A 14,780-nucleotide genomic window follows, 5' to 3' on the forward strand; every position below is an offset into this window, starting at 1 on the left:
GAAAAAGAATCTCAGCGCCCCCAGCAGTCTTTGCTGGTCAGGCCGGATTTTGCGTTGACCATGCCCAGGACACCAGTGTTGGTGATGGTCAGATCACCGCACTTGTCAGCAGCCATGCTCGAGCCAGCCTTGCGCACCGCCGTCAGCAGAAAGGTCTGGTCGGTCAGGGTCGGTGTGATGCTGTAGTAATCATTGCCAGCACTGAGGCCCGTCGCATCGGTGTAGACATTTTTCTGCGAATAGAAACGCTCCAGGAGCTGCGCCTGCTCCGAGAGCAGACCGGTCACTTCTGCGCGACGGCCCTTGTTCAGGTACTCGGTGAAACTCGGGGCGGCAATGGTCATGACAATCCCGATGATCGCAATCACGATCATGATTTCGATCAGGGTAAAACCGCGGTTGGAACTACGCATGCCTCAACTCTCACTTACTGTATTTGTCGCCACATGATGCGACGGCTGCCGCCGGATTTTTCCATCCCCGGACTATCGTCGCCAGCGGAATTGTCGCTGGCGTCCTGTGTTGAATGCTCTCCAACAAAGATCACGCCTTCGGACAGCGAGTCGACGTTGTCGACCACGCCATCTTCGTTGCTGTCGAGCATCTTAACGCTGATCGCCTCGGGCAGCTTCAGGCAGACAGCTTTCAAGCCCTGATTGCCGTGGTAGAACCCGTACCAGTTGCCATTCGCCAGGCAGGTTGGCCGGTTCAGCGCTGGCGAATCCGCCGGCGCAGCTGCGTGCGCCGACACCGACAGGCCAAGCGCGGTTACAACACCGACCAGTGCTGACCACAGTCGCTCAGTACTTCGCATAGATACTCTCCACCACACTGCGCGAGTGACCCGCGATGCCGACTGCCGTCACCCGATACAAGGTCGCCTGGGTATTGATGGGCACAATCACCGCACCCCGGCTGTCGCCGATGTTTTGCACCCCATAAAAGCCATTGCCCGAGGCAACCCAGGTCACTCCGGAAGAGGCGTTGAAACCGGCAGCGGTAATGCTCGAGGACTCGGAGGGCGGTGCACATTGAATGATGCCGCTGCAAACAGGAAGTGCATAACTGTCCCTTTGCACCGTACTTTCTCCCACCCGCAATGCGGCTTCGGCACTCTGAAATGACTGGTTGCGCAAGGCGACGCTGCCGGCCATTTTTTCCTGCAGGGTGGCACTCTGCATCGATGAAAGACCAATCAGCGTCAACAAGAGCAAGAACACCAGACTGACCAGCAACGCCATGCCGCGCTGGGTGCAATACGTCATGGGAGAGCGATTCATCGGCCCCCCCTCATGGCAAGCGATTGCGCAGAGCGGCAACCACGTTGAAGGTTTGATCGCTCACCCGGTGGTTCGGATCGGTGAGGGTCAGGCTCAGGCGAACGCTTCGAATCAGCGCAGGGTCCGGCGGGTTGCTGCTGTAGCGTGAAGCAGCCAGGTCAGTGGCCGTGCTGGCCAGGCCGAAGCTCACGTCAAACGCCTCCACGTGGTCCACCAGTACCTGTGGATTGGCATCCCCTCCCTTCAGGAGCAGTTGGTTGTTGCTGAAGCTGTAAGTCAGCTGCCGTATCGGAAAGGCCAGTTCCCCTGCCACCGGGGTCCGGCTTTTGCTGTAGGCCGTCGAATGGCTTCGACAATCGGAAAGAACGGTCCAGTCCGGGCTGCTGCCGTTGCCACCCACATCCGTCGTCACCAGAGTCAACTTGCGGCCGCCATTGTCCCAGCGAATCGGCGTTAGCTGACTGGCATGGAAATCGCGCTTATTACTCGCATCGGTGATCGTTTCCAGGCAACCGAACATCCCGACCATGCGGATTTCCTGAATCATTTTGCTCAACGCAAAACGTGCGTCCTCCTGGATGTTCGCGGCCGCATTCTGGCTGAGATAAGTGTTCTTGGCCGCGATGAAAACCTGCACCACGCCCAGCACTACGATCAGGCTCAAGGCCAGGGCGATCAGCAACTCGACCAGGCCAAAACCTCTGCTGCGGCGACTCACGGGACCGCCACCGGATCGACGGCCGTGCGGCTGGTCAGAACGAAGCTGCGCCGCGAGTCGGCAGCATTCGCAGCCCGTGAGTCGTCCCAGGTAATCGTGATGGTGTACACCTGCTGATTGACGGTGACACTGCCCGTCGCGGTGGCGCCGAGTGAGCTGACAATGTTGGCGTTGAAATCAAACAAGTCCTGATCCCGGGTAACGTCCGGGTTGCCCGAAGCGGGTGGCGAAATGGTGTAGTCCGCAGCGGCGTTGGCGCGAATGCGGTCCATCATGTCGTAGGCGATAAAGCTGGCCTGACTGGTCATGCGCGCGCTGTCCGTGTACTTCAGCGCATTGAGCTGAAACGCCGCCGCCCCCAGCAACCCCACTCCCAGAATGACCAACGCCACCAGGACTTCGATCAGCGTCACGCCCTTTTGCCTGCCTTGCATCCCTGCCGTCATCCGCAACTTCCGCCCAATAGAATTCGTCCGTTCAAACACACTGCGAGCGTCCTGCTCTGTGCCCCCCGTCCATAACTGATCACGACCTCCGAAGACGGTGATGACAATCCGCCCATACTGTTGAAATCGATGGCCGTGACGCCTGAGGTTAGCGTCAGAGTTGCGCCGCTGCTCATTGCCGGAACAACCCGTAATACATTGGCCAAAACGCCAGTACCGTCATAGACCGCCAGCTCGCCATTCCAGGCATCTGCGCCAGCCGTCGGACGCACGCGCGTGACATTGCCCCGATCGATGGCTTCGAGCCGGGCAAAATTGAGCGCTCGCCGCAGGTCAGCGATTTCGGTGTCAGCCCTCGTTGTTTGCGTCGAGCGGGTAAACGCCGGGACAGCCAGGGTCAGCAAAACCAGAAGGATCGCGATCGCGACCAGCAACTCGATCAGCGTGAAACCTTTTGTACGATGATCCATCGGGGCCTTCTGTTTCCTTCGGCTATACCTGCATTTGCGCGGCACAACATTCGAGCGATGCGGTGCGTTTGCGTTGCCATTTCGCGCGCAGGGATTGCGCGAGCCACAGCACGCCACGGAGGGAGATGTCATGCGGCAACAAGGCTTCAGCCTGCTCGAACTGCTCATGGGACTGGCAATTACAGGAATTGTTCTGCAACTGGTCAGTCCGGCGTTCGCAACGCTGATCGAGTCGAACCAGCGGGAGCAAGCGGCACAGGCACTGTTCAGTGGTATTCGCACCGCTCGCACTGAAGCCATCGTGCGCAACCAGGCCGTGGTGATTCACAGCATCAATGGTGACTGGAGCCACGGCTGGCGGATGATTCTGGATATCAGCGGCAAGGGGGAGATGGACAGCGACAATCCACTGCTGGCCGAACGCCAGGGAAACGCACGAGTGTCGATTGTCGGAAACGGCCCGGTCGAAAGCTCAATACGCTTCAGAGGTCAGGGCGAGTCACTGATTGGCGGGACATTACACATTTGCGCAGTTCGCGAACCGGTGAGCCAACATCAAGTGGTGTTGGCACGGACCGGTCGCGTCAGCCTGCGCAGCGACAAGGCCGCGCATCCGTTATGCGAAGCAAGGCAAAAAATCAGGTCAGCGAGCGAACGCGCAGTTCTTTAGGCATTGAGAACGTGATGTTCTCCTCGCGACCGGCCAGTTCATCGGCACCGGTGGCACCCCAGGCCTGCAACTGCTCGATCACGCCGCGCACCAGGACTTCCGGAGCGGATGCGCCAGCGGTGATACCGATACGCTCGACGCCGTCGAACCAGCTCTTCTGCAGGTCTTCGGCGCCGTCGATCAGGTAAGCCGGAGTGGACATGCGCTCTGCCAATTCGCGCAAGCGGTTGGAGTTGGAGCTGTTAGGGCTGCCGACCACCAGCACCACGTCGCACTCGTCAGCCAGTTGCTTGACCGCGTCCTGACGGTTTTGCGTGGCGTAGCAAATGTCGTCCTTGCGCGGTCCACCGATGGCCGGGAAACGCGAACGCAGCGCGTCGATAACACGGCTGGTGTCGTCCATCGACAAGGTGGTCTGAGTCACGAAGGCAAGCTTTTCAGGGTTGTTCACCTGCAATGCCGCCACATCTTTCTCGTCTTCAACCAGATAGATCGCGCCGCCATTGCTGGCATCGTACTGACCCATGGTGCCTTCGACTTCCGGATGACCGGCGTGGCCGATGAGAATGCATTCACGGCCATCGCGGCTGTAGCGCGCCACTTCGATGTGGACTTTGGTCACCAGCGGGCACGTGGCGTCGAACACTTTCAGGCCACGACCAGCCGCTTCGCTGCGCACGGCCTGGGAAACGCCGTGGGCACTGAAGATCACGATGACGTCATCCGGCACCTGATCCAGCTCTTCGACGAAGATAGCCCCACGGGAGCGCAGGTCCTCGACAACGAATTTGTTGTGAACCACTTCGTGGCGCACGTAGATCGGCGGCCCGAAGACTTCCAGGGCGCGGTTGACGATTTCGATCGCACGGTCCACACCGGCGCAGAAGCCACGGGGGTTGGCGAGTTTGATTTGCATGCTGTGCCTCGTGTCTTGCGCGCGAAAAATGGTAATGCCCTGCCGTTCTTCGAACACAGTGTTCAAGAACAGCGAGGGTTTAATGTGGGAGCGGGCTTGCTCGCGAATGCTGACTGACATTCAACATTGATGTCGTCTGACACACCGCTTTCGCGAGCAAGCCCGCTCCCACATTTCTACAGCGCTTTGACGGAAATGATTTCCACGTCAAAGGTCAACGTCTTGCCCGCCAGCGGGTGGTTGAAGTCGATGGTCACTTGCGCATCATCGAACTCTTTGACCACGCCCGGCAATTCAGTATTGGCCGCATCGTTGAAGATCACCAGCAAACCGGGCGACAGCTCCATATCCGCAAACTGCGAACGCGGGATGATCTGCACGTTTTGCGGGTTCGGCTGGCCGAAAGCGTTCTCCGGCTCGATGCTCAGTGTACGCTTGTCACCGGCCTTGAAACCGAACAGCGCAGCTTCGAAACCTGGCAACAGGTTGCCGTCACCGACCTTGAAGGTCGCCGGGGCTTTGTCGAAGGTGCTGTCCACCGTGTCGCCGTTCTCCAGGCGCAATGCGAAATGCAAGGTGACTTCCGTGTTCTGGCCGATGCGTTGTTCAGCCAATACCTGTTCAGTCATGAACGGTTTCTCCGGTCTTTTTACTTTTGAACATATCCAGTGCAAGCATGACCGCGCCGACAGTGATTGCACTGTCGGCAAAGTTGAACGCCGGGAAATACCAGCGATTCTGCCAATGCACCAGGATGAAATCGATCACATGGCCCAGGGCAATGCGGTCATACAGATTGCCCAGCGCGCCACCGAGCACCAGGGCCAGCGCAACCGCCAGCCAGGTCTCGTTGCGCCCCAGACGCTTGAGCCATACCACCAGCACCGCACTGACCACGACGGCGATCAACGCGAACAGCCAGCGCTGCCAGCCAGAGCTGTCAGCCAGGAAGCTGAACGCCGCGCCAGTGTTGTAGGCCAGGGTCCAGCTGAAGTAATCGGGGATGATCACGATCTGCTGGTACATCTGGAGCTTGCCTTCGAAGTAGAACTTGCTGGCCTGGTCGATGACCAGGACCAGCAAACTCAACCAGAGCCAGCCCAGTCGCCCGAAGCGACCAACGGCATTAGGCATAGTGACGAACCTCGCCAGCGCCGCCGATGTTGTCGACGCAACGGCCGCAGATTTCCGGATGCTCCGGGTTCACGCCGACGTCTTCACGGCAGTGCCAGCAGCGGGCGCACTTGGCGTGGGCCGACTTGACGATCTTCAGCTTCAGGCCGCTGACTTCGGTGACCACGGCATCGGCCGGTGCCTGCACCAACGGCGCAACACTGGCGGTCGAAGTGATCAGCACGAAGCGCAGTTCATTGCTCAGCTTGGCCAGGTCGGCGGTCAACGCATCTTCGGCGAACAGCGTCACCTCGGCCTGCAGGTTGCCACCGACAGCCTTGGCTGCACGCTGGATTTCCATTTCCTTGTTGACCGCAACCTTGACCGCCATGATCCGGTCCCAGTAAGCGCGATCCAGCTCGAAGCCTTCCGGCAGTTCGCTCAGGCCTTCGTACCAGGTGTTGAGCATCACGGATTCGTTACGCTCGCCCGGCAGGTACTGCCACAGCTCGTCGGCGGTGAACGCCAGGATCGGCGCGATCCAGCGCACCAGCGCTTCAGAGATGTGGAACAGCGCGGTCTGGCACGAACGGCGGGCCTTGCTGTCGGCGCCAGTGGTGTACTGGCGATCCTTGATGATGTCGAGATAGAAGCCGCCCAACTCCTGCACGCAGAAGTTGTGGATCTTCGAGTACACGTTCCAGAAGCGGTATTCGCCGTAGTGCTCTTGCAGTTCGCGCTGCAGCAGCAGGGTACGGTCCACGGCCCAACGGTCCAGTGCCAGCATTTCTTCGGCCGGCAGCAGGTCGGTGGCCGGGTTGAAGCCGGTCAGGTTCGAAAGCAGGAAGCGCGCAGTGTTACGGATACGCCGGTAGGCGTCCGCGCTGCGTTGCAGGATCTGCTCGGAAACCGCTATTTCACCCGAGTAATCGGTCGAGGCAACCCACAGACGCATGATGTCGGCGCCCAGGGTGTCGTTGACTTTCTGTGGCGCAATCACGTTGCCCAAAGACTTGGACATCTTGCGGCCGGCCTCGTCGACAGTGAAGCCGTGAGTCAGCAGCTCGCGATACGGTGCGTGGTTGTCGATGGCGCAACCGGTCAGCAGCGACGAGTGGAACCAGCCACGGTGTTGGTCCGAGCCTTCCAGGTACAGGTCGGCGCGCGGACCGGTTTCGTGGCCCATCGGGTGCGAACCGCGCAGGACGTGCCAGTGCGTGGTACCCGAGTCGAACCAGACGTCCAGGGTGTCGCTGATCTTGTCGTACTGCGGCGCTTCAGCGCCTAGCAGCTCGGCGGCGTCCAGCTTGAACCAGGCTTCGATGCCCTCGACTTCGACGCGCTTGGCGACTTCTTCCATCAGCTCGACGGTGCGTGGGTGCAGCTCGCCGCTTTCCTTGTTCAGGAAGAACGGGATCGGCACGCCCCAGTTGCGCTGACGGGAAATGCACCAGTCCGGACGGTTGGCGATCATCGAGTGCAGGCGCGCCTGGCCCCAGGCCGGTACGAACTGGGTCTCTTCGATAGCCTTGAGCGAGCGCTGGCGCAGGGTGTCGCCAGTGGTCGGCTGCTTGTCCATGCCGATGAACCACTGCGCGGTTGCGCGATAGATCAGCGGGGTCTTGTGGCGCCAGCAGTGCATGTAGCTGTGTTCGATGACGGTGGTGTGCAGCAGCGCACCGACTTCGGTCAGTTTGTCGACGATGGCCGGGTTGGCCTTCCAGATGAACTGGCCGCCGAAAAACTCCAGCGACGGCACGTAAACGCCGTTGCTTTGTACCGGATTGAGGATGTCATCGTTGACCATGCCGTACTTCTTGCAGGTCACGAAGTCGTCCACGCCGTAGGCCGGAGCGGAGTGAACCACACCGGTGCCAGCGCCCAGCTCAACGTAGTCGGCCAGGTAAACCGGCGACAGACGGTCGTAGAACGGGTGACGGAAGTTGATCAGTTCCAGCGCCGAACCGGTAGCGGTAGCGATCACCGAGCCTTCCAGCGAATAGCGCGCCAGGCACGACTCGACCAGCTCTTCAGCCAGCACCAGCAGTTTGTCGCCGACGTCGACCAGGGCGTAGTTGAATTCCGGGTGGACGTTCAGCGCCTGGTTGGCCGGGATGGTCCACGGGGTGGTGGTCCAGATCACGATCGAAGCCGGTTTGCCCAGGGTTGGCAGACCGAAGGCGGCAGCCAGTTTGGCTTCGTCGGCAATCGGGAACGCCACGTCGATGGTCGAGGACTTCTTGTTCTCGTACTCGACTTCCGCTTCGGCCAAGGCCGAACCGCAGTCGAAGCACCAGTTCACAGGCTTGAGGCCCTTGAACACAAAACCGCCCTTGACGATTTCGGCGAGAGCGCGGATTTCACCGGCCTCGTTCTTGAAGTCCATGGTCTTGTACGGGTTGGCAAAGTCGCCCAGCACACCCAGACGGATGAACTCGGACTTCTGCCCTTCGATCTGCTCGGTGGCATAGGCCCGGCACAGTTCGCGGGTCTTGTCCGCGCCCAGGTTCTTGCCGTGGGTCACTTCGACCTTGTGCTCGATCGGCAGGCCGTGGCAGTCCCAGCCCGGAACATAAGGTGCGTCGAAGCCCGACAGGGTCTTCGAACGGATGATCATGTCCTTGAGAATCTTGTTCAGCGCATGACCGATGTGAATCGTGCCGTTGGCGTACGGAGGGCCGTCGTGCAATACGAACTTCGGACGATCCTTGCCAATCTCGCGCAACTTTCCGTACAGGCCAATGCTGTCCCAGCGCTGCAGAATCTGCGGTTCGCGCTGAGGCAGGCCGGCCTTCATTGGGAAGGCGGTGTCCGGAAGGTTTAGCGTGGCTTTATAGTCGGTCATTTAAGGCTCTTCATTAGCGATGGGCGCTAGGTGCGGCTAGTGCACGGGCGGCGGCGACATCCGCGTTGATCGCCGTTTTCAGCGCCTCCAGAGAGGCGAAACGCTGCTCTTCACGCAGCTTGTGGTGGAAAACCACCGTTAAACGCCGGTCATACAGATCGCCGGCAAAATCTAAAAGATGCACTTCCAGGTGGGCTTTGCCATCACCTTGAACCGTGGGCCGCACGCCAATATTGGCGACGCCGGGCCAGGTCTTGCCGTCGATCTCGACGTCCACCAGGTAAACCCCGGTGAACGGCACGCGACGACGCTTGAGTTGTATGTTGGCGGTGGGCGTACCCAACTGCCGAGCGAGCTTCTGGCCATGCAATACGCGACCGGCGATCCGGTACGGCCGCCCGAGCAGGCGTTCGGCCAGGGCGAAATCAGCGGCGGCCAGGGCATTGCGGACCTGTGTGCTGCTGACCCGGATGCCATCGAGCTCGACGGTTTGCGCCGCTTCGACGGTAAATCCCTGAAGGATGCCGGCCTGTTGCAGGAAATCGAAATCTCCCGCGCGGTCGCAGCCGAAACGAAAGTCATCGCCGACCTCCAGGTGCTGGACGCCAAGGCCATCCACCAGGATGGTATCGACGAACTCGCTGGCGCTGAGCTTGCTCAGGCGCTGGTTGAAAGCCAGGCACAGAACGCGGTCGACGCCTTCTGCCGCCAGCAGCTGGAGCTTGTCCCGCAAACGGGCCAGACGGGCCGGCGCGGTCTCCGGAGCGAAGAACTCGCGCGGTTGCGGCTCGAAAATCACCACGCAACTGGGCACGCCCAACTCAAGCGCACGCTCACGCAGGCGCGCCAGGATTGCCTGGTGGCCACGGTGTACACCGTCAAAGTTGCCAATAGTGGCGACACAGCCCCGATGCTGGGGGCGCAGATTGTGGAGGCCTCGAACCAGCTGCATAACGCGCTTCTTGCTCATAAAGTGGTCGATTATAACCACACCCGGCGGCCGACGACAGGCAACACCGTAACCCAAAGTGATCGAGCCGACAAAACCGCCGGTTCGACCGTGTTTATCGAGGCCAGAACCTCTATCCCAGCGCCTTGCGATTGAAGTCGCGCAAACGGAAGCCCATCAACACTAACATGCCGAAATAAGCCACCACACCAGCGACCACCAAGGCGCCCAGGCGCAAGAAACGCTCAAGCATCTGCCCTTCGCCCCAGGCCGGCATGAAATGCATCCCGGCCAGCAATACGCCAGACATCACCGCCACTGCGATCACCAGCTTGAAGCCAAACTTCGCCCAACCGGGTTGCGGCTGGTACATCTGCTGTTTACGCAATTGATAAAAGAGCAAGCCAGCATTGATACAGGCACCGGCACTGATAGCCAGCGCCAGGCCTGCGTGAGCCAACGGGCCGATCAGCAACAGGTTGAACAGCTGGGTAACGACCAGAGTGAAAATCGCGATTTTCACCGGCGTCCGGATGTTTTGTTGCGCATAAAAGCCCGGCGCCAGCACTTTGATCACGATAATCCCGAGCAAACCGACGGAATAAGCGATCAACGCGCGCTGAGTCATGGCCGCATCATGGGCATCGAACTGGCCGTACTGGAACAGCGAAACCGTCAGCGGCTCGGCCAGAATCCCCAGCGCCAGGGCGCAAGGCAGCACCAATACAAAGCACAGGCGCAGTCCCCAATCGAGAATACGCGAGTATTCGTGGCGATCCTTGCTGGCGTAAGTCTTGGCCAGGGTCGGCAGCAGAATCGTCCCCAGCGCCACGCCCAGCACGCCGGATGGCAACTCCATCAAACGGTCGGCGTAGTACATCCAGGACACGGAACCGGCGACCAGGAACGAAGCGAAAATGGTGTTGATGATCAACGAAATCTGGCTCACCGAGACGCCGAGGATCGCTGGCAGCATCTGCTTCATTACCCGCCAGACGCCGGTGTCGCGCAGGTTCAGGCGCGGTAGCACCAGCATGCCGATCTTTTTCAGGTGCGGCAGCTGATAAAGCAATTGCGCCAGGCCACCGACCAGTACCGCCCAGCCGAGCGCCATCACGGGAGGATCGAAATACGGCGTCAGGAACAGCGCAAAGATGATCATGCTGACGTTGAGCAGGGTCGGCACGAACGCCGGCACCGAAAAACGGTTCCAGGTATTGAGGATCGCGCCCGCCAATGACGACAGGGAGATCAGCAATATGTAAGGAAAGGTCACCCGCAATAGATCGGACGTGAGCTCGAATTTTTCCGGGGTATCGGTGAATCCCGGCGCAGTTACCCAAATGACCCAGGGCGCGGCAAGCATGCCCAGCGCTGTGACCAGCGCCAGCACCAGTGTCAACAAACCCGAGACATAGGCAATGAAGGTGCGTGTCGCCTCTTCGCCCTGCTGGCTCTTGTATTCCGCAAGAATCGGCACGAAGGCTTGGGAAAAAGCCCCCTCAGCGAAGATCCGGCGCAGCAGATTGGGCAATTTGAAGGCGATGAAGAAGGCGTCCGTCGCCATTCCCGCGCCAAATGTACGCGCAATGAGAGTGTCTCGAACAAATCCCAGAATCCGGGAAAGCATCGTGATAGAGCTGACGGCGGCCAACGATTTGAGCAGATTCATGGAAGAAGTTTGTGCCTGTCGATAAACAGCAGGCGAACAATGCGCCTACTTGTGCGATACTCCGCGCCGCAACAGCACAGAGCCAAAGCTCGCGAGTTTACAGGTCAAGCGCCGGAAATAAATATCCCGCCTCTTCATACCTACCACTTAGCGGAACGTTTCAAGCGCCCTTGACAAGACTTCTCTTCATCGGCATGATTCGCGGCCTATTTTGTTTGCTATTTCCTAAAAAGTCTTTCGAGGAGCTCGACGGTGGCCAACTCACCTTCCGCCAAAAAACGTGCAAAACAGGCTGAGAAGCGTCGCAGCCACAACGCCAGCCTGCGTTCCATGGTTCGTACCTACATCAAGAATGTAGTTAAGGCCATCGACGCAAAAGACGCTGAAAAAGCTCAAGCTGCATACGTTCTGGCTGTGCCAGTTATCGACCGCATGGCCGATAAAGGCATCATCCACAAGAACAAGGCTGCTCGCCATAAGAGCCGTTTGAATGGCCACGTAAAGGCCCTGAACGTTGCCGCTGCTGCCTAAGCGACTCGTTCATTAAAAAACCGACCTCAGGGTCGGTTTTTTATTGCCTGCGATTTGATGGACACACAAAAAACTGTAGGAGCGAGCTTGCTCGCGATGGACGTCAACGATAACACGGGGCACCAGACAGCCCATGTCACCCATGCGTCCCTCGCGAGCAAGCTCGCTCCTACAGAGTTCGATTTACATCAGGTTATTGGGCGTGCGCCCACGGCAAGATTGGAATCGCCGTCACCGCATTCTGCGGACTACCCTCGATCAAGCGATCGCTATACACCAGGTACACCAGCGTATTGCGCTTCTTGTCGAGAAAGCGCACCACCTGCATGGTCTTGAACACCAGGGACGTGCGCTCCTTGAACACCTCATCGCCATCCTTGAGCTCACCCTTGAAGCTTATCGGCCCGACCTGACGGCAAGCGATGGACGCTTCGGCACGATCCTCGGCCAACCCCAGGCCGCCCTTCACACCACCAGTCTTGGCGCGCGACAGATAGCAGGTCACGCCGTCGACCTTCGGATCATCGAAGGCCTCGACCACAATCCGGTCATTCGGCCCGACGAACTTGAACACCGTCGACACCTGGCCGATTTCCTCGGCCGAAGCCAGCAACGGCATCGCCAACAGCAACCCCAACAATCCTTTTGCCACGCGCATTCAGGTATTCCTTCAGACCAGGATCAGGTTATCGCGGTGAACCAGTTCCGGTTCCGCCATGTAACCCAACAGACCGACAATCGCTTCGGACGACTGACCGATGATTTTTTGCGCTTCCAGCGCACTGTAGTTGGCCAGGCCACGGGCAATCTCACGACCGTCCGGCGCCACGCACACCACCATTTCACCGCGACGGAAGCTGCCCTGCACTAACTTGACCCCGACCGGCAGCAAGCTCTTGTTACCCTGGGACAACGCAGTCACCGCGCCCGCATCCAGCACCAGGGTGCCACGGGTTTGCAGGTGACCGGCCAGCCATTGCTTGCGCGCCGCCAGCATGCCGCGCTCTGGCGACAGCAAGGTGCCGATGCGCTCGCCAGCCTTGAGACGATCCAGCACACGCTCGATCCGCCCACCGACGATGATGGTGTGAGCACCGGAACGGGCCGCCAGACGCGCAGCACGCAGCTTGGTCTGCATGCCACCACGTCCCAGCGCGCCACCCGTACTGCCGGCCACCGCATCGAGTGCCGGATCATCGGCACGCGCCTCGTAGATCAACTGCGCATCCGGATTGTTGCGCGGATCGGCGTCGAACATGCCGTCACGATCCGTCAGGATCACCAGCAAGTCCGCCTCCACCAGGTTGGCCACCAGCGCCGCCAGGGTGTCGTTGTCGCCAAAACGGATTTCGTCGGTGACCACGGTGTCATTCTCGTTGATCACCGGAATGACCTTGAGCTCGACCAGCGCACGCAAGGTGCTGCGGGCGTTCAGGTAGCGCTTGCGGTCGGACAGGTCGTCGTGAGTCAGGAGAATCTGCGCGGTATGCCGGCCATGCTCGGCAAAACTCGACTCCCAGGCCTGCACCAACCCCATCTGACCGATTGCAGCGGCAGCCTGGAGCTCGTGCATCGCACTGGGTCGCGAGGTCCAGCCCAGACGGCTCATACCAGCCGCCACCGCCCCGGAGGACACCAGCACCAGCTCGACACCCGCCTCATGCAAGGCCACCATCTGCTCAACCCAGACACCCATTGCCGCGCGATCCAGGCCCTTGCCGTCTGCCGTCAGCAAAGCGCTGCCGATCTTCACGACCCAACGCTGCGCACCTGTCACCTTGCTCCGCATCATCTTCAACCTTAGCTTGAGGGCAGCGCGACCTGGCACTGCCCGTGACGTTATTCGTGGTTATTCGTGACCAACAATCGATTTCCAGATACCAAAACGCCGCTCGATTGAGCGGCGCTTAAGTTTATCGCAACGAATCAGTCACGCACGTAAATGATTTCCGGACCGTCTTCGTCATCCACATCTTCTTCGTCCCAATCATCGTCGCCGATGTCGTGGACCGACTTCACGCCGCTGCGACGCAGGGCACGCTTGTCATCCAGCGCCTGCAGTTGCGCGCGAGCCTCGTCTTCGATGCGCTGATCGAGATCGGCCAGCTCTTCCTTGTAGGCCGGGTCATTGGCCAGGCGATCGGCACGATCTTCCATGTAACGCATGATGTCGTGGCACAGACGCTCGGTACCGAGCTTGGAGATGGCCGAGATCACGTAGACCGGACCCGTCCACTCCAGGCGATCAACGATTTCCTTGACGCGAGCATCGTGCTCTTCATCAAGGATCTGGTCGCACTTGTTCAGGACCAGCCAGCGATCACGCTCCGCCAGGGACGGGCTGAACTTGATCAGCTCGTTGACGATCACTTCAGCGGCATCCGGTGCGCTGGCGTCATCCAGCGGCGCCATGTCCACGAGGTGCAGCAGCAGACGCGTACGCGCCAAGTGCTTGAGGAAGCGAATGCCCAGGCCCGCACCGTCGGAAGCACCCTCGATCAGACCCGGAATGTCCGCGACCACGAAGCTCTTCCAGCGATCGACACTGACCACACCCAGGTTCGGCACCAGCGTGGTGAACGGGTAGTCGGCAACTTTCGGCTTGGCAGCCGACACCGAACGGATAAAAGTACTTTTACCGGCGTTCGGCAAGCCCAGCAGACCGACGTCAGCCAGCACTTTCATTTCCAGCTTCAGGTCGCGCTGCTCACCCGGCTTGCCCGGAGTGGTCTGGCGCGGCGCACGGTTGGTACTGGATTTGAAACGGGTGTTGCCCAGACCGTGCCAGCCGCCCTGCACTACCATCAATTTCTGACCGGCCTTGGTCAGGTCGCCAATGACTTCCTGAGTGGCAGAGTCGATCACCGTGGTGCCGACCGGAACGCGCAGGATCAGGTCTTCACCTTTCTTGCCGGTGCAGTCGGTGCTGCCGCCGTTGGAGCCACGCTCGGCATCGAAGTGCCGGGTGTAACGGTAGTCCACCAGGGTGTTGAGGTTTTCGTCGGCCATCATGTAGATGGAACCGCCGTCACCGCCATCACCGCCGTTCGGGCCACCGTTCTCGATAAATTTTTCCCGACGGAAACTCATGGCACCATTGCCACCATCGCCGGCTTTTACTCGAATCGATACTTCATCAACAAACTTCATAACAAACGCCTCTCGCCATA

General features: G+C 59.7%; 17 protein-coding genes. 2 read left to right on the top strand and 15 right to left on the bottom strand.

Annotated features, from left to right (window positions below):
- Nucleotides 1-11 precede the first annotated feature (11 nt).
- From QMK54_RS26825 to QMK54_RS26850, 6 genes are read right to left on the bottom strand one after another with little or no spacing between them, the layout of a single operon-like run.
- On the bottom strand, nt 12-413 hold the full coding sequence (locus tag QMK54_RS26825) for a type IV pilin protein (RefSeq protein ID WP_110657263.1): 402 nt from the start codon (nt 411-413) through the stop codon (nt 12-14).
- 14 nt (nt 414-427) lie between these two features.
- Nucleotides 428-814: a hypothetical protein gene (locus QMK54_RS26830; RefSeq protein ID WP_320401603.1), complete on the bottom strand. Its 387-nt coding sequence runs from the start codon at nt 812-814 to the stop codon at nt 428-430.
- Complete coding sequence (locus tag QMK54_RS26835) at nt 801-1,280, bottom strand: PilX N-terminal domain-containing pilus assembly protein (protein WP_320401604.1); 480 nt, start codon at nt 1,278-1,280, stop codon at nt 801-803. Before QMK54_RS26835 ends, QMK54_RS26830 begins: the two co-directional genes overlap by 14 nt.
- 10 nt (nt 1,281-1,290) lie before the next feature.
- A complete protein-coding gene (locus QMK54_RS26840) occupies nt 1,291-1,998 on the bottom strand; it encodes a PilW family protein (RefSeq protein ID WP_110661951.1) in 708 nt (235 codons plus the stop codon).
- Nucleotides 1,995-2,444 (bottom strand): type IV pilus modification protein PilV, encoded by a 450-nt coding sequence (gene pilV, locus QMK54_RS26845; protein ID WP_110661950.1) that lies wholly within the window; start codon nt 2,442-2,444, stop codon nt 1,995-1,997. The genes QMK54_RS26840 and pilV overlap by 4 nt, the downstream gene beginning before the upstream one ends.
- A complete protein-coding gene (locus QMK54_RS26850; RefSeq protein WP_110661949.1) occupies nt 2,441-2,914 on the bottom strand; it encodes a GspH/FimT family pseudopilin in 474 nt (157 codons plus the stop codon). The genes pilV and QMK54_RS26850 overlap by 4 nt, the downstream gene beginning before the upstream one ends.
- 130 nt (nt 2,915-3,044) lie before the next feature.
- Here QMK54_RS26850 and QMK54_RS26855 point away from each other — a divergent pair, with 130 nt between their 5' ends.
- Nucleotides 3,045-3,584, top strand: a complete 540-nt coding sequence (locus QMK54_RS26855; RefSeq protein ID WP_110661948.1) for a GspH/FimT family pseudopilin — start codon at nt 3,045-3,047, stop codon at nt 3,582-3,584.
- Here the strand turns inward: QMK54_RS26855 and ispH are convergent.
- From ispH to murJ, 6 genes are all read right to left on the bottom strand, one after another.
- Nucleotides 3,553-4,500, bottom strand: coding sequence for a 4-hydroxy-3-methylbut-2-enyl diphosphate reductase (ispH, locus tag QMK54_RS26860; protein ID WP_110661947.1), 948 nt, complete (start codon nt 4,498-4,500; stop codon nt 3,553-3,555). The two genes, QMK54_RS26855 and ispH, sit on opposite strands and share 32 nt — an antisense overlap.
- Before the next feature lie 176 nt (nt 4,501-4,676).
- Nucleotides 4,677-5,114 (bottom strand): FKBP-type peptidyl-prolyl cis-trans isomerase, encoded by a 438-nt coding sequence (gene fkpB, locus QMK54_RS26865; RefSeq protein ID WP_172435717.1) that lies wholly within the window; start codon nt 5,112-5,114, stop codon nt 4,677-4,679.
- Nucleotides 5,115-5,121: 7 nt separating this feature from the next.
- Entirely contained in the window at nt 5,122-5,634 is a 513-nt protein-coding gene (lspA, locus tag QMK54_RS26870) for a signal peptidase II (RefSeq protein ID WP_046041776.1), read from the bottom strand.
- Nucleotides 5,627-8,458 carry an isoleucine--tRNA ligase gene (gene ileS / locus QMK54_RS26875; protein WP_223594616.1) on the bottom strand — a complete coding sequence of 944 codons (2,832 nt, stop codon included), beginning with the start codon at nt 8,456-8,458 and terminating at the stop codon, nt 5,627-5,629. Before ileS ends, lspA begins: the two co-directional genes overlap by 8 nt.
- A gap of 13 nt (nt 8,459-8,471) precedes the next feature.
- Nucleotides 8,472-9,410, bottom strand: coding sequence for a bifunctional riboflavin kinase/FAD synthetase (gene ribF / locus QMK54_RS26880; protein ID WP_103396458.1), 939 nt, complete (start codon nt 9,408-9,410; stop codon nt 8,472-8,474).
- A 130-nt stretch (nt 9,411-9,540) separates the two neighbouring features.
- Nucleotides 9,541-11,079, bottom strand: a complete 1,539-nt coding sequence (gene murJ, locus QMK54_RS26885) for a murein biosynthesis integral membrane protein MurJ (protein ID WP_110659075.1) — start codon at nt 11,077-11,079, stop codon at nt 9,541-9,543.
- Between the two features lie 252 nt (nt 11,080-11,331).
- On the opposite strand from murJ, the gene rpsT reads away from it, so the two are divergent.
- Complete coding sequence (rpsT, locus tag QMK54_RS26890; RefSeq protein WP_020798646.1) at nt 11,332-11,610, top strand: 30S ribosomal protein S20; 279 nt, start codon at nt 11,332-11,334, stop codon at nt 11,608-11,610.
- A gap of 193 nt (nt 11,611-11,803) precedes the next feature.
- On the opposite strand, the gene QMK54_RS26895 is transcribed toward rpsT, so the two are convergent.
- From QMK54_RS26895 to cgtA, 3 genes are all read right to left on the bottom strand, one after another.
- Nucleotides 11,804-12,268, bottom strand: coding sequence for a CreA family protein (locus QMK54_RS26895; RefSeq protein WP_008022496.1), 465 nt, complete (start codon nt 12,266-12,268; stop codon nt 11,804-11,806).
- Between the two features lie 12 nt (nt 12,269-12,280).
- Nucleotides 12,281-13,399: a glutamate 5-kinase gene (gene proB / locus QMK54_RS26900; RefSeq protein ID WP_110659074.1), complete on the bottom strand. Its 1,119-nt coding sequence runs from the start codon at nt 13,397-13,399 to the stop codon at nt 12,281-12,283.
- Nucleotides 13,400-13,536: 137 nt separating this feature from the next.
- Complete coding sequence (gene cgtA, locus QMK54_RS26905) at nt 13,537-14,760, bottom strand: Obg family GTPase CgtA (protein ID WP_150716722.1); 1,224 nt, start codon at nt 14,758-14,760, stop codon at nt 13,537-13,539.
- Nucleotides 14,761-14,780: the final 20 nt, after the last annotated feature.

It is taken from the genome of Pseudomonas sp. P5_109, assembly GCF_034009455.1.
GTDB lineage: Bacteria > Pseudomonadota > Gammaproteobacteria > Pseudomonadales > Pseudomonadaceae > Aquipseudomonas.